Origin of the sequence: Chryseobacterium capnotolerans (assembly GCF_021278965.1) — a bacterium.
Classification (GTDB): Bacteria; Bacteroidota; Bacteroidia; order Flavobacteriales; family Weeksellaceae; genus Chryseobacterium; species Chryseobacterium capnotolerans.
In genome coordinates this window covers 4,528,060-4,546,335 of sequence record NZ_CP065589.1, presented here as the reverse complement: position 1 = coordinate 4,546,335, position 18,276 = coordinate 4,528,060, and the positions used below count along the sequence as shown (strand labels likewise).

Annotated in this window: 15 protein-coding genes and 1 pseudogene; 2 read left to right on the top strand and 14 right to left on the bottom strand. The window is 36.6% G+C overall.

What is annotated here, in order from left to right:
* Positions 1-36 precede the first annotated feature (36 nt).
* Positions 37-1,062, bottom strand: a complete 1,026-nt coding sequence (locus H5J24_RS21835) for an aminoglycoside phosphotransferase family protein (protein ID WP_068940576.1) — start codon at positions 1,060-1,062, stop codon at positions 37-39.
* A 262-nt stretch (positions 1,063-1,324) separates the two neighbouring features.
* Here H5J24_RS21835 and xrtF point away from each other — a divergent pair, with 262 nt between their 5' ends.
* Together xrtF and H5J24_RS21825 are read left to right on the top strand one after the other, a co-directional pair.
* A complete protein-coding gene (xrtF, locus tag H5J24_RS21830; RefSeq protein WP_068940574.1) occupies positions 1,325-1,855 on the top strand; it encodes an exosortase family protein XrtF in 531 nt (176 codons plus the stop codon).
* Complete coding sequence (locus tag H5J24_RS21825; RefSeq protein WP_068940572.1) at positions 1,842-2,276, top strand: exosortase F system-associated membrane protein; 435 nt, start codon at positions 1,842-1,844, stop codon at positions 2,274-2,276. Before xrtF ends, H5J24_RS21825 begins: the two co-directional genes overlap by 14 nt.
* Before the next feature lie 14 nt (positions 2,277-2,290).
* On the opposite strand, the pseudogene H5J24_RS21820 reads toward H5J24_RS21825, so the two are convergent.
* The 13 genes and pseudogenes from H5J24_RS21820 to H5J24_RS21765 all read right to left on the bottom strand — a co-directional run bounded on the left by H5J24_RS21820 (position 2,291) and on the right by H5J24_RS21765 (position 18,272).
* Positions 2,291-3,278: pseudogene (locus tag H5J24_RS21820) on the bottom strand (cation diffusion facilitator family transporter).
* A 57-nt stretch (positions 3,279-3,335) separates the two neighbouring features.
* Entirely contained in the window at positions 3,336-4,328 is a 993-nt protein-coding gene (locus tag H5J24_RS21815) for an aspartate-semialdehyde dehydrogenase (protein WP_068940569.1), read from the bottom strand.
* Between the two features lie 68 nt (positions 4,329-4,396).
* Entirely contained in the window at positions 4,397-4,837 is a 441-nt protein-coding gene (locus H5J24_RS21810) for a hypothetical protein (protein WP_068940567.1), read from the bottom strand.
* A gap of 84 nt (positions 4,838-4,921) precedes the next feature.
* Positions 4,922-7,486 carry a TonB-dependent receptor gene (locus tag H5J24_RS21805; protein WP_068940565.1) on the bottom strand — a complete coding sequence of 855 codons (2,565 nt, stop codon included), beginning with the start codon at positions 7,484-7,486 and terminating at the stop codon, positions 4,922-4,924.
* Between the two features lie 208 nt (positions 7,487-7,694).
* A complete protein-coding gene (gene nadC, locus H5J24_RS21800; protein WP_068940563.1) occupies positions 7,695-8,555 on the bottom strand; it encodes a carboxylating nicotinate-nucleotide diphosphorylase in 861 nt (286 codons plus the stop codon).
* A 12-nt stretch (positions 8,556-8,567) separates the two neighbouring features.
* The gene (gene nadB / locus H5J24_RS21795; protein ID WP_068940561.1) at positions 8,568-10,139 is read right to left on the bottom strand and encodes an L-aspartate oxidase; all 1,572 of its coding nucleotides are present in this window, start codon (positions 10,137-10,139) and stop codon (positions 8,568-8,570) included.
* Between the two features lie 30 nt (positions 10,140-10,169).
* On the bottom strand, positions 10,170-10,481 hold the full coding sequence (locus H5J24_RS26390) for a nitroreductase family protein (RefSeq protein WP_488153951.1): 312 nt from the start codon (positions 10,479-10,481) through the stop codon (positions 10,170-10,172).
* A gap of 17 nt (positions 10,482-10,498) precedes the next feature.
* Positions 10,499-10,795, bottom strand: a complete 297-nt coding sequence (locus H5J24_RS26385) for a nitroreductase family protein (RefSeq protein WP_488153950.1) — start codon at positions 10,793-10,795, stop codon at positions 10,499-10,501.
* A gap of 124 nt (positions 10,796-10,919) precedes the next feature.
* Complete coding sequence (locus tag H5J24_RS21785; protein WP_068940557.1) at positions 10,920-13,130, bottom strand: T9SS type B sorting domain-containing protein; 2,211 nt, start codon at positions 13,128-13,130, stop codon at positions 10,920-10,922.
* A gap of 179 nt (positions 13,131-13,309) precedes the next feature.
* Positions 13,310-13,768 (bottom strand): L-type lectin family protein, encoded by a 459-nt coding sequence (locus H5J24_RS21780; protein ID WP_082811016.1) that lies wholly within the window; start codon positions 13,766-13,768, stop codon positions 13,310-13,312.
* A gap of 163 nt (positions 13,769-13,931) precedes the next feature.
* Positions 13,932-14,408: a ribonuclease HI gene (rnhA, locus tag H5J24_RS21775; protein WP_068940552.1), complete on the bottom strand. Its 477-nt coding sequence runs from the start codon at positions 14,406-14,408 to the stop codon at positions 13,932-13,934.
* Positions 14,409-14,433: 25 nt separating this feature from the next.
* The gene (dnaB, locus tag H5J24_RS21770) at positions 14,434-16,020 is read right to left on the bottom strand and encodes a replicative DNA helicase (protein ID WP_068940551.1); all 1,587 of its coding nucleotides are present in this window, start codon (positions 16,018-16,020) and stop codon (positions 14,434-14,436) included.
* Positions 16,021-16,172: 152 nt separating this feature from the next.
* On the bottom strand, positions 16,173-18,272 hold the full coding sequence (locus H5J24_RS21765; protein ID WP_068940549.1) for a T9SS type B sorting domain-containing protein: 2,100 nt from the start codon (positions 18,270-18,272) through the stop codon (positions 16,173-16,175).
* Between the last annotated feature and the right edge of the window lie 4 nt (positions 18,273-18,276).

The following is an 18,276-nucleotide window of genomic DNA, read 5'->3' as shown; positions in this document are numbered from 1 at the left end:
ATTTTATTGTAATATTCTTTAGACCCTTAAAGCAGCTTAACGGTTCAAATTTAATATTTCTTTAATCTTCTGTTCTGTTTTATAAGAAGTCAGTTGTTCTATGACTTTATTAAGCTCCGGATAATATTTCATGTCTTCCCAGGAAGTGGCAAATTGTGCGATGTTTTGGATTCCTTTCTCAAGACTTGCCATAAAGTGTTGTTTTCTTTGAATTAATCCTCTGAAACCATAGGCCCCTAAGACTTGTAAGAATCTCATCATCTGCATTGGTTTCACTGAATCTTTTAGTTGATTCTGAGTTTCTTGATTTTCAAACAGTTGGGTGTAAAAATTCAGCATTTCATTTTTAAAGGCTTCAGGGAAATCTGCCTTGGCTTGAAATAGAAATGAAATAACATCATACATCAAAGGCCCTTTCATTGCCGACTGATAATCAATAAATGAAACTTCGTCTTTTTCATTAACCATGATATTCCTTGCCTGAAAATCCCGGATCATGATGCCTTTAGGTTCAAGACTCTCCACCAATGCCGCAATTTTTTTGAACTCTTTCAATAAGGCAGACTTATTATATTCCAGTTCCAGAACGTCAGCTACAAAATTTTTAAAATAATACAGATCATGAATCACAGGAAGTTCATCATAACTTTCATATTCAAATGTTTTCGAAAAATCAATTTTTCCCTGTGTTTGAAGCTGTAACCTGAAAAGCTTTTCCAAAGTCTGTTTTACCAAAGATTGTATACGGGGTGACAGATGTTCTCTTGTAATCAGCTCAGACAACGTTTGTGTACCTAAGAATTCCTGAACATACATTTTCCTGTCTTCTGAAATGGCAAGAATGGCAGGAGTATTAAGGTGAAGCGTAGAAAATACCTCAGAATAATAAAGAAAACTTTCATTTTCCGGAATATTCTCATTGTAAGTGATGATGTATTTTTCATTGTCGGTTATGGCCAGAAAGTTGACCCTCGCAGAACCACTTTGAGCTAATGTGATGAATTCAGTAGATTTTTTGCCAAGTTGGTTTTCAAAAAATCGATTTGCGTGTTCAGAAGTCATAATAATATGGAAACAAATATAGTAATTTAACATGAATAGTGTTAGGTTGGAATAAGGAAGCTGGGAGAGGGGGAGAACTGAATGCTAAAATATTGGATGAGGTTTGTTTTTATAAACTTTATCTGAATGCCTTCGGGTAAATTTTCTTTGATTTGTCACCAAATAGTGTATTTTGTGTATCCTACAGATTGTTTTAGAAGGTATATTTTAACTTTTTCGTTTCTCGTTCAGGTTATTACGGTCTAATTTTTATCTTTGTAATATGTTAAAGGACTTTAAGCCGGTTTTAGGAATTTTACTGCGCTTCATCATTATTTATCTGGTGTTGCTTTTTGCGTATCAATTTTATCTGAATGCGGGCAGGGATTATGGATTAGATCCTTTTTCAGGAATTATTGCCAACCAGGTGAACGCGGTGCAAAATGTGTTAGGATATCCTTCTCAATTGTACAATGATGTGAAAAATGAACAGGTTTGGTTTTATGTAAAGAAACAGTACGTGACGAGAATGGTGGAGGGCTGTAATGCTGTCTCTGTGATGATTCTGTTTGTCTCTTTTGTTTTTGCTTTTTATAAAGGGTCCAAAACATTTGTTTTTGTGATGGCAGGACTTGTCTTACTTTATATTATGAATCTTTTACGGATTGTAGGACTGAATATGGTCATGGCAGAACACAAGGAATACGGTAAGATGTTCCATGATTTTGTTTTTCCCGCAGTTATTTATGGAAGTGTTGTTTTACTTTGGTTAATATGGATTAAATTCTTTGCTTTACAACATGAAAATTCTTAGCTGGCTTCTTGTTATTTTAGGAATCTGTGGACTGATAGGAGTCAGGGTAGTGGAGGATAAAATATTTTATGATCCGTTTCTGGACTATTTCCACGAAGGAAATAAAAATATGAGTTTCCCTGTATTTGAATGGGGGAAACTAATAGGTGGCCATTTGTTCAGATTTGTGCTTAATCTTTTTTTCTCCTGTCTGATTATCCAAGGGTTGTTTAAGAATAAACAATGGACGTTACAGGGTGCTTTGTTGATGGTTATCGTTTTCGCAATTGCTTTCCCTATTTATCTGTTTTGTATTCAAAATACATTCGAAATAGGATATCTGTTTTCCTTTTATATGCGAAGGTTTGTGATTCAGCCTTTGATTATACTATTGATTGTTCCTATGTTTTATTATAGAAAACAAATGTTAAAGAGCAATTAAGATTCCATTGTCGCTTAGTCTACAGTGTGCTTATCTACGCTTGTTACATTTTCTGCCGTCCATTCCACTCTTTTTACGAAGTCTTTCTGCCGAACGGGGCATTTTTCAATCTGACATACCGGACATGAAATAGGCTTGCAGTCATCCATGTGAAAATTGAATTCAATATTTCTTTTGATATTATTGGCCAAAAGAATAATGACTTTCTCCATTTCATTATGAGCATCCCGAAGATCATAATACCAGGGTAGGGTGATATGAGCATCAATATGTAATGAAGCTCCAAACTGCTGGATTTTCATATTGTGTACATCAATCCACTCTGTATGTCTGTTTTCTTCAAGAATTTTGATGACCTGATGCAGTATTTCCGGATCCTGTTCATCCATAATGCCACTCAAAGATTTTCGGACGATTTTATAGCCTACAAATATGATATAAAGTCCAAATACCAAAGCAACCACAGAATCCAGCCAATAGATTTTGGTGAAATAAACAACCACTAAACTGGCTACTACTCCCAGTGTTGTAATAGTATCAGACTGGAGGTGTTTTCCGGAGGAGATAAGAACGAGAGAGTTTTCTTTTTTACCTTTCTTGATGGAAATATATCCTAAAAAGATAGTTGATAATGGCGGTGGCCATAATGATCCAGATTCCCAGATCAATTTTGCTTAAAGTTTTTCCTACAATAAGACTGTGTATCCCCTCATAAATGATCATAAGACCGGCAATGGCAATGAGAGCACCTTCAATACCGGAAGTGACAAATTCTACCTTTCCATGGCCATATGGATGATCTTCATCTTTAGGCTTTGCTGCCAGGTGAAGTGAATATAATCCCATAAAGGCACTGATGACGTTCACAATGCTTTCCATGGCATCGGAGAATACAGCATCGGAATTGGTAAGCTTCCATGCAATGATCTTTCCTACAAAAAGAATAACTCCAAATGCAGCAATGATTTTTTGAAATCCTATTTTTTCTTTGTGGGTACTCATAAATGTGTTTGATAAAAAAAAGAATCTCAATTCTGAGACTCTTTTTATTTTGTTAGTTTATACTAAGTTGTTTGCTACAAGGTATTCTGCGATTTGTACAGCGTTGGTTGCGGCTCCTTTCCTCAGGTTGTCTGCTACAATCCAAAGATTGAGCGTTTTCGGCTGTGACAGGTCTCGTCTGATTCTTCCTACAAAGACTTCATCTTTTCCTTCCGAGTATAATGGCATCGGGTAGTGGTTGTTTTTCACATCGTCCATTACAATTACTCCAGGAGTTTCAGATAAGATTTTTCTTACTTCATCTAATTCAAATTCATTTTCAAATTCGATGTTTACACTTTCTGAGTGACCTCCCTGAACCGGGACTCTTACTGCAGTAGCTGTTAAATTGAAGGTATCGTCGCCCAGGATTTTCTTAGGCTCTTTCATCAATTTAATTTCTTCTTTTGTATAATCATCATCTGCAAATACATCGCAATGAGGCAATGCATTCTTGAAGATCTGATACGGATATACTTTTGCTGCAGAATCATCACCGCTGATTTCTCCGTTTAACTGGTCAACTGCCGCTTTTCCTGTTCCTGTTACAGACTGGTAAGTAGAAACAATTACTCTTTTTAAATCATATTTTTTGTTCAAAGGTCCTAAAACCATTACCAGCTGAATGGTAGAACAGTTCGGATTTGCAATGATCTTGTCTTCTTTAGTCAATACATCTGCATTAATTTCAGGAACGACTAATTTTTTATCAGGATCCATTCTCCATGCTGAAGAGTTGTCAATAACTGTTACTCCAGCTTCTGCAAATAAAGGGGCAAATTCAAGAGAAGTAGAACCTCCGGCAGAAAAGATAGCAATATCCGGTTTGGCAGCTATAGCGTCCTTCATGCTTACAATCGTAAATTCCTTCTGTTTATACTTCACCTTCTTGCCTACAGATTTTTCGGATGCTACCGGGATTAATTCTGTTACAGGGAAGTTTCTTTCTTCCAAAACTTTCAGCATAACTTGTCCAACCATTCCTGTTGAACCTACTACAGCTACTTTCATTGATTTAATTAAAAATTTTAAGATTAAATTATTTATAAATTATAACGCATATAATTTCTTTGTCTGTTTTAAGCCCCAAAAACTCTTGTCCAAGGGAATGCGAACGCAAATAAACCTACGGCAATTAATCCCATAATGGTAATCCCAAGGGAAATAGTATCGTTTGATTTTACTTTTTTGTTGATGATGGTCATTAATACTGCTGCAATTAGCATAGAAAATGGGTGTTCAACAAATGTTTGTCTGCTGTAGGCATCTTTCATTAATGTTCCTGAATCTAAGGCAGCTTTGAAACCTGGTGAAAATATGAATAACAAGCATATTCCTAATAGAAACTGAACGTGGAAGAAAATCATCGTGAAGAGAGTGGTCTTCTTTAAAAATTTGTTCACTTTTCCACTGAAACCGAACATTGTAGCTAAAAGTGCAATAGTAAATAATGCCACTAAAAGTAGTTCTAAATATCCGAATCCTTTGTGTGCACTAAGAAAAATCTTGTAAAAATCCATAATCTATTTTTTTTGTACACAAAGATAACAAAAATCCCGGCTCAAAGCCGGGATTCATATTTATAAAATCTAATATTGTGATAATTAGAAGTTGAATGATAAAGTTGCAGTCCAAGTTCTACCGAATCCGAAGAATACCTGGTTGGATGTATCCAATCCTTTGTAGAAGTTTTTAGGATTGTTGATATAAGCATCATATTGTTGTTGAGCCGTAGCTGTAGCCGTAGCTGTAAAATCACCTACTGTTTTAATATGATTACTTGTATTAGATTCTGCAATATAAGTTGTATCAAACAAGTTATACACATTTCCTCTAATTGTAAAGTACTGCTTACTATTTAGGTTTATTTTATAAGAAAGACCTAAATCAAATAAGTTAAAGCTTGGCAATTTTAATGTTCCTCTATCAGCAGCAGCCTGAGTTCTAAAGTTGAAGGCATCTAAACTAGCATATAAGTTGTTGGTATTTCTCCATGTAGCATCAAAGCTTAGATTCTTAACAGGTCTTACAGTAAGTCCTAATGAAGCTGTCATTTGAGCAGCATCTCCTACTTTTACTTTATCTAAGTATAATGTAGTTTCGTTACTTGTGCTTCCTGGGAAATTAAGAGGTAAATTTGTACTGTCTTCAAAAAGAGCTGCGGTTGCATTTCCTTTATAATACCAATCTCCAAGAGAGAACATACCATTAACTGTTAATAGTTTGTTCAGGTTATAGCTTGCATCAACTTCTACTCCCATGTGAACCTCGTTTAATCCGTTCATTTCTACATAAGCTGTTTTTCCTGCTATAACATCTCTTACACCGCTTCTTCTAAGATATCTGTCATCCCAAGAAGTTCTGTATAGATTAACGTTAGCATTGAAGTTTGAAGACCTGAAGCCATATCCGATTTCTGCACCAAATATTTTTTCATTTTTAAGATCTGAAGAAACAACGTTTTCATTACTTCTGTATACTGCATTGAAGAAAGGTTGCTTTTCGTAGTATCCAATATTTCCGAAAACATTATGTTGTTCGTTGATGTTATAGTTAACACCTGCTTTAACGTTATATCCAAAAAGATTTTTGAACCCTGTTTTAGTATTCATAATCTCTCCTCTTTTAGACTTAGTAACTCCATCTACAATGAAGTTATCAATTCTTTGGAAACCTTGGTTAGATACTGACCCCTGAATGAATGCGGAGATTTTTTCACCTGTGTATTCAAACTGACCGAAAGCTCCGTACCAAAGTACCTCACCATCATTACTATAACCAATCTGATTGTTGATATTATCGATTTTTCCTCCGAATGGATTCCAGCTAGCTTCTGGTTTAGATACTGCTGTTACTAAGTTAGGTGGAATGTTTTTGTTGTTTTTATCAAGATATCCACTTGCTCCCAATAAGTCAGTTACTGACTGATAGTGGTAGCCATAGTAATATCTTGCATCAATACCTGCAGAAAACTTAAATTTGTCGTTGATTGTATGGTTGAAGCTAGAAATTGCACCAAACCAGTTATGTGAGTTGATAGATGCATTTCTGATAATAACACCTTTGTCAGGAGTTGAAGCCTGGTTAGCAGCAAAAACATCATCCATATTATACAAACCTGTGGTTTGATTTCTAAAGCTGTTTAAGTTTTTCCCATTTGCACTACCAGTCGTGTTTGTTCCTCCACCTCTACCAAAAGATGCATAGAATACAGTATTAAGTTTTGACTTTTCGCTTAATGTCCAGTCCCAGTTGAAAGACATTACAGGCTTATGGTAATAATTAACTCTTGTTGCGTATTCTTTACCATTAAGGTACCCCCAATCTGAGTTATATTTTCTGTTTGGAGTTCCGTCATTATCAGGATTGAATCTTATATAGTCAGAAATAGTAATTGCATATGATCTTTGGTTGTGCCATTGAGGAGCACCAGTAATTGTAAACTGGAACTCATGGTTACCTCCCGGCTTTTTGTATCCTAATGCGAAATAGTAGTTATATCCTTCAAATTTAGTTCCGTCTGCATACATAGAACCTGCAGTTCTTGACATTAGGAATGAAGAAGACCATCCTTTTTCAGATTTCCCTGTATTGTATGCGAAAAGAGATTTTACATAGTCATTGTTACCAACTGCTAGAGAAACTATTCCACCTTGTTTTTTGTCAGCAGCTCTTGTAAGAATATTTACAGTACCACCCACAGAAGCAATTGCTAATTTAGATGAACCAAGACCTCTTTGTACCTGCATTGCAGAAGTTACATCAGATAGTCCAGCCCAGTTTGACCAGTAAACTGATCCTCCTTCCATATCATTTACAGGCATACCATTTACCATTACGGCAATATTGTTTTGGTTGAATCCTCTAATATTTAATTTAGAGTCTCCAAATCCACCACCACCTTTTGTTGCATAAACAGATGGGGTTGTGTTTAGGATCTCAGGGAATTCCTGGTTTCCTAATTTTTCAACAATCTGTGCTTCTTTAATTGTTGAAACTGCTACTGGAGTCTTTCTATCTTTAGCGATATCTGCAACACCAGTTAATACAACTTGTTCAATATCATTGGACTTAATTTTTGTAGAGTCCTGAACTTGTTGAGCATAATAGACGCTAGCTGTAGATAAAGTAATTACTGCAGTTAGCATCGATTTGTTGATTAATTTCATAATCGTTAGTAATAATTAGATTTAATTTTCTGCAAAATTCGCAAAATATATTTTAACTATTATTAACTCAATGTTAATTTTTAATCAGTCTTAATAATGCTAATCATTTGATTGTTAGTAAAATGAATAAAAAACGACTTTTGGCATGAAAAAAGTCATGTTATTGAATTTTTAATAAAGAGGGTGTGTTTTTGTTAAAAATTCAACGCTATTTCACTGCTTTGAGACTCAAATCTATATTCTCAGCAGAGTGTGTTAAAGCCCCTACAGAGATATAAGTTACCCCTGTTGATGCGATTTCTTTAAGCATGTCCCGGGTGATCCCACCTGATGCTTCGGACTCGGTAGAGCCATTTATCATTTTCACAGCTTTCTTCATCATTTTAACATCCATATTATCAAGCATGATCCTGTCAACTTTTGCATTGATGGCTTCCTGAACTTCTTCCAGATTTCTGGTTTCCACTTCAATTTTTAACTTTTTCTTCGTTTTTTTAACGTAGTCTTTAGCCATTTTTACTGCGTTGGTGATGCTCCCATTATAATCAATATGGTTATCTTTAAGCATAATCATATCATAAAGACCATATCTGTGGTTGGTTCCGCCACCAATGGCAACTGCCCATTTTTCACACATTCTGAAATTTGGAGTTGTTTTTCTGGTGTCTAAAAGCTTCGTTTTTGTTCCTACTAATCTTGAGTCCCAATCATGAGTTAACGTTGCAATACCACTCATTCTCTGCATACAATTAAGAACAAATCTTTCTGTAGAAAGGATAGATCTTGCACTTCCGGTTACTATTAAAGCTATATCTCCTGCTTTACAAGGTGTTCCATCCTTGATCAATGTTTCAACTTTAAGATTTTTATCAAAAGTTTTAAAAATAATCTCTGCCAATTCTATCCCTGCAAGGATACAATCTTGTTTTACCAATAATTTGGCACTCTGTTGAAGATTTTCCGGAATGGTGGAAAGAGTAGAATGGTCTCCATCCTGAATGTCTTCTTCAAGGGCAGTTTTTATGAATGTTTTTAATGCTTTATCTGTAACGTAGCTTGGTCTTTTCATGATGGTATGCTTTTAGGCTAAATCTTTATTGTAAAATGCTCCTTTGTTTTCTGTCATTTCCATAGATTGGATAATGATGAGGTAGGCAACGGTAGTAAGGTTTCTTAATTCTGATAATTGTGGGGAAAGGATAGAGTAGTGGTAGATTTCATCAACAGCAGCAGCAATTTCCTGATGCTTTTGTAGTGCCATATTCAAACGTCTGTTGCTTCTTACAATTCCTACAAGATCGCTCATCATTTCCTGAAGCTGTTTTCTTAGGTAACTGATGATCACCATTTCATCCATGATTTTCATTCCTTCTTCATTCCATTCAGGAACGGCTTTTAAATCGTCAAAGTTGAAAAGATTTTCATTGAGAAGAGATACTGTTTTCATGGCAGCATTATGTCCGAAAACTAATCCTTCAAGTAAAGAATTGGAAGCAAGTCTGTTGGCTCCATGCAACCCGGAATTGGTACATTCTCCCACCGCAAAAAGATTTCTGATAGAAGATTGTCCGTCTCTGTCTACCTCAATGCCTCCCATAAGATAATGGCAGGCTGGTACAACGGGAATTAATTGGGTGAACGGGTCAATGCCTTCGTCTTTACACTTCTTATAAATATTCGGGAAATGTTCTAAGAATTTTTCATGATTCATTTCCTTGCAATCTAGACCAACAAATTCGTCTCCGGTGATTTTCATTTCGGCATCAATAGCTCTTGCAACAATATCTCTCGATGCAAGTTCTTCACGTTCATCATATTTATGCATGAACTTTTCGCCTCTTTTGGTTCTTAATTTGGCTCCGTCTCCACGAACAGCTTCTGAAATTAAAAACAGCATTCCATCCATTTTGCTGTATAAAGCTGTCGGGTGGAACTGATAATACTGCATATTGGAAACCTTTCCTTTGGCGCGGGCTACGAAAGCAATTCCGTCTCCTGTGGCAATGGTAGGATTCGTCGTGTTTTTATAAACATGTCCGGCTCCGCCTGTGGCAACCAATGTAATTTTGGATGTGATTTTCTTGATTGTTTTGGACTTTTCATCCAGAATATAGGCACCATAGCAATGAATGTCTCCTTCGTTAAGTTCTTTTCCCGGAACGTGGTGCTGGGTAATGATATCAATTACATAGTGATGATCCAGGATCTCAATATTCGGACTGCTATTCGCTGTTTCCAATAATGCTCTTTCTATTTCAAAACCTGTAATATCTTTATGATGGACGATCCTATTTTCGGTATGGCCGCCTTCTCTTCCTAAGGCAAATTTGCCGTTTTTCATATCGAATTGAGCGCCCCATTCTACGATCTCGTTGAATCTTGCCGGGGCTTCCTTTACCACCATTTCTACAACATCGCGTTTGTTTTCACCGTCTCCGGCACGCATGGTGTCATCTATATGTTTTTCAAAATTGTCTTTCTGAAAATCAGTAACTACGGCAAGGCCACCTTGTGCATATTTGGTATTACTTTCGTCTTCATCAGACTTGGTTACAATGATGATTTTGGCATCAGGGAGTTGTTCAGAAACTTTAATGGCATAAGAAAGTCCGGAAATTCCGGAACCGATTACTAATACATCCGCTTTTATCATGTGCTTGCTTTAGGTACAATCATTTAAATATTAAATAAATTTAAACAATTTTTCGTTTGGTTTCCTTACTTTTTTCATGTACTGGAAGTGATCTTCCTCAGAGCGGTAGCCTAAAGCGAGGGTGACGGTTACTTTTTCTGTTTGAGGATTGATGCCTAGAATTTCTTCTATTAGATCTTGTCTGAAGCCTTCCATGGGACATGAGTCTATATTTTCAATGGCAGCGGCATACATCAGATTGGCTAATACGATATAAGACTGCTTTTCTGCCCAATTGAAAATTTCATCCTGTGTTTTTTGATTCACATGCTGATTGATGCTGTTTTTAAATGGATCGAGCATTTCAAGAGGGGTTTCTCTTACTTCTGAAATATGTTTAAAATATCCCTGGATATAATTCTCCTCAATATTTTTTTTGAAACAATTACAACAAGATGAGAGCATGTAGAAATTTGGGATGGGTTATAAAAAGCAGGGATCAGTTTCTGTTTCATTTCCTCACTTTCAACAACGATAATTTTATACGGTTGAAGCCCAAGAGAGCTTGCAGACAGTTTTCCTGACTCAAGAATGTTGTGAAGGGTTTCCTGAGGAATAATTTGATTATTAAATTTTTTCACAGAATATCTTCTGCTTAAAGCTTCCAAATAATTCATAGCACAAATTTAAGAATTGAATATGAATAAAGGGGCTTTAAAATGAAATATCTCCTCTTAATGTAATACAAAAAAATCACCCCGCATAGCGGAGTGACTCTTTTAATATGATTAATAAACGTGATTAATTTCTATTTTTAACAATAATCCAGCCTGCAAAGTTGATGGGTGTTATTTTGTTCATATTGTTCTGTTCATTCCAGGAAACAGAATACCAGTAGCTTCCTGTAGGAACTCTTCTCCCATTGGCTGTGCCATTCCATCGATATCCATTGGTTTTGTCTGCTCTGAAAACCTGTACACCATATCTGTCATAAATATTCACTTCGAAATTAGGTTTAACGGCTAGTGCTGAGTAATCAATAAAGTCATTGATGCCGTCATCATTAGGGGTGATGATATTCACAAGATTAGGGACTGTAATATTAATGGTAATAGGCTCACAATTATAGCTGTCTCTTACATATATTTTCACAACTCCTCTTGGGATATTGGTAAATACATTAGAATCTTGCCAGGTAATATTATCTGTTGAATATTGATAAGGAGGCATTCCGCCATTTACATGTACGGTGAAAGATCCTCCCGAAATGTCTACACTTGTGATAACAGGATTTTCTGCCGGAAATACACTTACTTTTTGGGTGGTGAAACATTCTCCGGTTTTTAGTTTTACCCAGTAGGTTCCTACGCCGACATCTTTAATAGATTGAGAGGTTGCTCCGGTGCTCCATTCATAACTTTTGAATCCTGGACCTGCGTCCAATGTTGTTTTGCTTTCCATACAAATAATTTTGTCTTTTAAAACTCTGGATGGGGCTGGAGCATTAACTGTTAAAGTAACTTTAGCAATTGAAAAACATCCGGTTGAATTGAAAACTTTGACGAAGACAACTCCGTTTGGAGCAATGTATGCTCCCGGATTCATTATTTCGTTGGTTTCATTAAGTGCGTCTGTTATAGATGGATAATATTTTTTTGTAAATGCTGCCGGATTGGGAACAACAGAAGCATTGATGAGATTAAAAGAAGCAGTCAATGGGTTGCTTTCTATAAAACATGATTCTATGGGAACGTCATAAACGGTCACAACTGGATGAGTATTCAGTGTGATTTTAGCGGTGCTTACGCATCCTTGTGCTGTAATCACCCTTACATAGATAATCCCTGGAGGAGAGCTGTAGGCTGAAGGATTTGGGATTTGATTGGTGCTGGCATTCAGGTCGTGTATACTAGGATAAAACTCTTTCGTAACATTGGTTAAGGTAGTAACTGCAGCCGTATTGAGATCAAAGATGCCGACTCCGCCATTGTTATTGTTGCATTCTGTAAGACTTGCGTCAGTAGCGGCAAATGATGTGGGCTCTAATTGTATGATACCATCTCCATTATCACAAAGTGTTGAAGTGGGATCTTTAACCACAACTTTAATGGTAGTGTTTCCTGTGTATAGGAAATTGGTAGGATTGGCAATAGGAGTAGCAACACCTAGTACATAATAAGTGAAAATATAATTTCCAGGATTGTTTACAAACTGATTGTTGTATGATGTAAGGTCTACAGTTCCGTTTCCTGTTGCAGGGTTGGTGCAAACAAAAGGTTTTAGAGTATTGTTTAGAATGGGAACTTTATCTACAAAGACTTTAGCATTTTGGATGGAATGTCGGGCGCTCGCCCCTCCTGTAGCTGCTGAAAATCCAAAATATCCCTGTGTCATGCCTACAGCATTTCCGGAAGGTGCAAATGACTGATCTGCAATAAGTATTCCGTCTATTTTGATTTTAATAATCCAATTGGTTGGGTTGGTAAGGTCTGTTTCCCCATTTACTTCAACGTGTCTGTAGGTGTTGCTTACAAATGGCTTAGTGGGATTCAGGTCCGGAGAATGAAATGTACTGCCAGGAGTATTGTTGAATTCTATATTGTTGTTGGTAGTATTGTTTGTGCCATATAAAACGTGTACTTTACTCATCTGGCCTTCTGTGGTATTGTTGAAAATATCGAAACCTATCATTAGCCCTGATGCATTGGCTGGAATTCCAAGGCCTCCTCCTGATACAAATCCCGTTGGAGGGTTAGCAAGATACCAGAATGTAAAACCATCTCCACGCCCAAACTGTGTTGTTCCATTTCCATCAATTCTGAAATCAAATTCTACTTTCCATTTGTCACAATAGCTTAAGGTAATTGGAGTAGAAAGTTTTATAGCCCCGTACTTGCTTGTCTGGTCTGTAGTAAGTCTTATAAAATCTCCGCTTACGATAGCATCTGAAACAAGATCCCAACCGGTAGTATTTACTGGGTTTCCGGTAAGTTGGTAGGTTTGAGAAAGCATTTTTTCTGGTAAGCAGAGTAAAATGCCCAGTAAAAAAAAAGAGTAGAGTTTTTTTCATAGTGGAAGAATTGTGATGTTGTTATGTGTGTTAAGATTTTATTCGATATTTTTACCAATACCCAGCCTGAGTATTTTGTTTGTGTGTTGTTTTTATTGTTTTCATTTCATGATATTGTATATCAATAGGTGGAGCTAGATGCTTTTTTACTGTAAGTTATTCGTTCATCTCTTAACATATTGTTGTAGATATCAAAACCTACGACAAGGCCTGTGGCATTTTGTGGAATTCCCAGTCCTGCTCCTTGTTGGCTGGTGACTGGTGGATTGGCAAGATAACAGAATGCAAATCCATCTCCTTTGCCGGAAGAGGTTCCGTTTCCATCGATTCTAAAATCAAATTCAACTCTCCATTTGTCACAAAACTTTAAATTAATTGGATCATTTAATTTTATAGCACCTGATTTATTGGTTAAATCATCAGTAAGCATAATGAAATCCGTATTGGCTGCTGCATTTGGTACAATTGTCCATCCTGTAGTATTAATAGGATTTCCGGTAAGTTGATAGGTCTGTGCGAAAGACATTCCAGATAATAAGAGCAAAAGAATAGAGAAGTAAAATAATAAATTTTTATTCATTTCACTGGGAATTTAATTAATAGGTAAATATATTAAATCCCAATTAATAAATGGATATTTTATGTTAATTTTGTTAAAAAAATAAATATTATTTAAAAAATAATATTTTTTATGGTGAAGTAATGAATGTTTTGTGTGTTGTTTAGGATTAGTATTAATTAAATTAAAACAGAGAGTTGTTCTCTAAACCTTCAAAATAAGCATCAATTTCCAAATCAGGAGAATTGGCTGCTGCAACGGCTAACTTATCACAAAGTTCATTTTCGAAATGACCTGCATGGCCCTTTACCCAATGCATAGTGGGTTTGTGAAGGTTGTAAAGTTCAATGAATTTTTTCCAGAGATCCGGATTTTTTACATTTTTCCAGCCTCTTTTGATCCATCCGGTGATCCAATTTTGATTAACAGCGTCTGCAACATATTTGCTGTCTGTATATACATGAATATCGTTTTCTGTAGACTTTAGTTTTTCCAATGCAGAAATTACAGCAAGGAGTTCCATTCTATTATTGGTGGTTTTTCTGAACCCTTTAGAAAATGTTTTCTGATAGTTTTTTTCAGGAACGCGCATAAGGATGCCATATCCGCCTTTTCCAGGATTTCCACTGCATGCACCGTCTGTATAAATTTCGATTTTCAAAATCTGTTCTATAAAATTGAATTATTTAAAACGGAAAGTCATCATCATCATCAAAATCATTCATAGAAGATCCTGAAAGTTTTGAGCTGTCCGGAAGATCAAATGCTGCTCCCGGCTGGATTGTTGTTTTAATTTTGTCAAAGCCACTTGGTTCTCCAAAGTTTGATGGGTAGCCGCCTCCCATACCGCCATCAAGGGCTGCTTCAATATCACCGAATTTTGCAAAATGTTTTAAGAAGGAAAGTCGTACATCAGCAGTCGCACCATTTCTGTGTTTTGCGATAATTAATTCAGCCTGATTTTCTGTAGAGGTTTCTTGTCCTTCTTCATCATTATCCCACACTGTAATTTTATAATATTCGGGTCTGAAGATGAAAGATACAATATCCGCATCCTGCTCAATCGCTCCGGATTCCCTTAGATCGGAAAGCTGAGGTCTTTTTCCAGGACGCGTTTCCACACTACGGGAAAGCTGGGAAAGTGCAATTACCGGAACGTTCAGTTCTTTTGCAATGGCTTTTAATGAACGGGAGATCATGGAAATTTCCTGTTCACGGTTTCCAACTCCTTTTCCTCCTCCACCGGCTGTCATCAGTTGAAGGTAGTCGACCATGATCAGCCTTACCCCATGCTGCATTACCAGTCTTCGGCATTTTGCACGGAAGTCGAAGATCGAAAGGGACGGAGTTTCGTCAATATATAAGGGGGCATTTTCTAATTCGGAAACGTTGGAGAATAGTCTTTGCCATTCTTCGTCATCAAGTGTTCCTTTACGAAGTTTTTCGGAGGAAATTCTTGTTTCGGAAGCAATCATCCTGGTGATAAGCTGTACAGAGGCCATCTCGAGAGAGAATAGAGCCATTGGGATTTTGTGACCTACAGCAATATTTCTTGCCATTGAAAGAAGAAATGCTGTTTTTCCCATCGCCGGACGTGCAGCAATGATGATAAGGTCAGAATTCTGCCAGCCTCCGGTTTCTTTATCCACATCACGAAATCCTGAAGGAACTCCGGAAAGTCCTTGCTTGTCCTTTAAAGATTTAATGGTATCAATTGCTTGCTTTACTAATGAGTTGGCGGTATCAAAACCTTTTTTAATGGTTCCGTTAGTGATCTCGAAGAAAGACTGTTCTGCTTTATCCAGAAGTTCAAATACGTCTGTTGATTCTTTGTAGGAAGAATCAATCACATTTGCAGAAACATTAATGAGGCTTCTCAAAATATATTTTTCAAGAATAACACGAACATGGTATTCAATGTGGGCAGATGAACTTACTCCCATGGTAAGATCAATGATGTAATGATCTCCTCCGGCCTGACTTAGTTTATCCTCTTTCTTAAGCTCCTGGATGATGGTCATTAAGTCTACAGGATGGTTGCCTTCATAAAGCTTTAAGATAGTAGAAAAAATAACTTGATGTCTGGGATCGTAAAATACTTCCGAGGTAAGGAGGTCAATGGAATGGTCAAGACCTTTTTTGTCAATCAAAAAAGTTCCGATAACAAGTCTTTCGAAATCCACTGCATTAGGAGGCATTTTTCCATCCGCAATAGACAGCTCTTTTGCAAAGTTTCCGTGGGTAAGGGATGATAATGTTTCTTTCTGCGCCATGGTGCAAAGATAGCTTATTTAAAAAATATTTAAAAAATAGTATTCAACAAATTATTAGCAGTCTTTGTAAAAATACGGCCAATAGGGAGTTGATTGTGTTGATAAAAAAAATCACCTCAATTGAGGTGATTTTTTATGATATGATTAAAAAATTAGTCTCTGTTTTTCACAATGATCCATCCTGAGAATTTGAATGGTGTGCTCTTGCTGTTGTTCTCATTCCAGGTTAAAGAATACCAGTAAGTACCTGTAGGTATTTTCTTGCCTGCTATTGTTCCGTCCCATTTGTATCCGTTAGATTTATCAGCCTGGTGAATTTTTACACCATATCTGTCGAAAATACTCAATGTCAGGTTTTGCTTACCTGCAATTGCGGAATAATCAAGAACGTCATTAATTCCATCTCCATTTGGAGTGATAACATTTACAATATTAGGAACTATTGTTTCAACAATGATAGGGTCACAATCATAAGCATCTTTTACATATATCTTGTAATTTCCTCTTGGCACGTTGTTGAATACATTAGAATCCTGCCATACAATATTGTCTATAGAATATTTATAATCAGGAGTTCCACCTGCTACATTTACGGTAATATTTGTGGTAGATACATCAATGCTGGTGATTACAGGTTGTTCAGAAGGATATACTGTTACCTTTTGAGTGGTAGTACATTCTTGAACTTTACTTGTTAATTTTACCCAGTATGTCCCTACTCCTACGTCAGTGATGGTTTGTGTGGTAGCACCTGTGCTCCATTCGTACTTTTTAAATCCAGGTCCTGCATCCAGAGTGGTTTTGTCTTCCATACAGATGATTTTATCCTTAAGTACGCTGGATTTTACCGGAGGAAGTACTTGAAGCGTTACTTTAACAACATTGAAACATCCAAGGTCATCATATACTCTTACATATACCACACCATTAGGTGCCATATAAGTTTTGAAATTGGTTATTTCATTCGTGGCATCTACTGCGTCAGCCATTGAAGGGTAATATTTTTTCTTCGTACCATCAGTTGGCGCTGTTACCGGAGCGCTGTCAAGGTCAAACATTCCCATGGAAGGGTTTGATTCCAGATGGCAAGCAACTAACGGAGGTGGTATAAGTACTTTTACCAATGGGTTGAATTTTAATTTAATTTCTGTAATCGCAATACATCCATATTCATTGGTTGCCTTTACAAATACAGATCCTTCAGCAGAAACATATTGATAAGGATTGGTAATTTCGTTGATGACGTGGTCAAGGTCATACATTGAAGGATAATACTTTACATTAAGATTAGGAGTGAGTCCTATATCGGCTGATGATAAGTCGTATAATGCCGTTCCAGAATTGTTGTTACTACAGGAGAGGAGTTCGCCAGGGGTGAGGGCAAAAGATCTGTCAACAAAATTAATTTCCCCAAATTCTCTACATTGATTTAAAAAGCTGACAGGTTTGGTAGGGTCTGAATAAGAAATAGAATATGTGTATTTAGTAGTAGTGTTAACCGGAATAGGGGCTGTGATAGGATCATAATCAGCTGCTGCATCGGCTGCACTGCGATAATACTTTATAATGAAATTTGGATTATTATTTCTGATGTGATTGGATAAGGTAGCAAAATCAAAGGTTACCGGATTGCCACAAATATCAATATCTCCATCATTTTTTGCTCCAGGCTTTAAGAATGGGAAAGGCTGATAAATTTTTAATGAATTATTATCAAATGGAGTAAGCAATGATGCTGTTCCGCCAAAACTTAATTTAAAAGGGGCAATTTCAGTGGAGAAGTTATTTAATAGCAAATGATATACTTCTCCAGGAAGTACGTCAATGTATTTTACAAAACCGATTCCGCCGCCATCTTCCGTAGTTTCTGTAGCAGTCATGTTAAGACCTGTAAGAGGTCTGCTTATCAAGTTGCCCATTCCGGCATATGAACATCTTAGAGGAGTTTCTCTAGGGTTGCTGCAGCTGTGATTGGGTCCATATAATGCAAAATCATAATCAATGTTGTAAGCATTAGGTCCCATAGGGGTAATAAGAAAGGTTAATGTTCCTGCTGTTTGTATACTGAAGGTGAACCAGATTGAGTTACTCTCAGAGTTTAGACAGCCGCTTCCTTCTTTTACACTTCCGCTTCCATTAGGTTTTAACGAGATCTCTGAATCACTGCAAATAGGGATAGCGGTGATACAGTCCTGTTGTGCAAAGACCATCTGGGTAATGAAAATTAGAAAAATCAGTAGATATTTTTTCATTTTT

What these genes read in the sequence shown, in the direction of transcription:
- H5J24_RS21785 (WP_068940557.1), bottom strand. Translation starts at nt 13,130, where the DNA reads ATGCTTTCTCAAACCTACCAACTTACCGGAAACCCAGTAAATACTACC.
- H5J24_RS26390 (WP_488153951.1), bottom strand. Translation starts at nt 10,481, where the DNA reads ATGCTCGATCCATTTAAAAACAGCATCAATCAGCATGTGAATCAAAAA.
- xrtF (WP_068940574.1), top strand. Translation starts at nt 1,325, where the DNA reads ATGTTAAAGGACTTTAAGCCGGTTTTAGGAATTTTACTGCGCTTCATC.
- H5J24_RS21815 (WP_068940569.1), bottom strand. Translation starts at nt 4,328, where the DNA reads ATGAAAGTAGCTGTAGTAGGTTCAACAGGAATGGTTGGACAAGTTATG.
- H5J24_RS21780 (WP_082811016.1), bottom strand. Translation starts at nt 13,768, where the DNA reads ATGAATAAAAATTTATTATTTTACTTCTCTATTCTTTTGCTCTTATTA.
- dnaB (WP_068940551.1), bottom strand. Translation starts at nt 16,020, where the DNA reads ATGGCGCAGAAAGAAACATTATCATCCCTTACCCACGGAAACTTTGCA.
- nadC (WP_068940563.1), bottom strand. Translation starts at nt 8,555, where the DNA reads ATGAAAAGACCAAGCTACGTTACAGATAAAGCATTAAAAACATTCATA.
- H5J24_RS26385 (WP_488153950.1), bottom strand. Translation starts at nt 10,795, where the DNA reads ATGAATTATTTGGAAGCTTTAAGCAGAAGATATTCTGTGAAAAAATTT.
- nadB (WP_068940561.1), bottom strand. Translation starts at nt 10,139, where the DNA reads ATGATAAAAGCGGATGTATTAGTAATCGGTTCCGGAATTTCCGGACTT.
- H5J24_RS21765 (WP_068940549.1), bottom strand. Translation starts at nt 18,272, where the DNA reads ATGAAAAAATATCTACTGATTTTTCTAATTTTCATTACCCAGATGGTC.
- H5J24_RS21835 (WP_068940576.1), bottom strand. Translation starts at nt 1,062, where the DNA reads ATGACTTCTGAACACGCAAATCGATTTTTTGAAAACCAACTTGGCAAA.
- H5J24_RS21805 (WP_068940565.1), bottom strand. Translation starts at nt 7,486, where the DNA reads ATGAAATTAATCAACAAATCGATGCTAACTGCAGTAATTACTTTATCT.
- H5J24_RS21810 (WP_068940567.1), bottom strand. Translation starts at nt 4,837, where the DNA reads ATGGATTTTTACAAGATTTTTCTTAGTGCACACAAAGGATTCGGATAT.
- H5J24_RS21825 (WP_068940572.1), top strand. Translation starts at nt 1,842, where the DNA reads ATGAAAATTCTTAGCTGGCTTCTTGTTATTTTAGGAATCTGTGGACTG.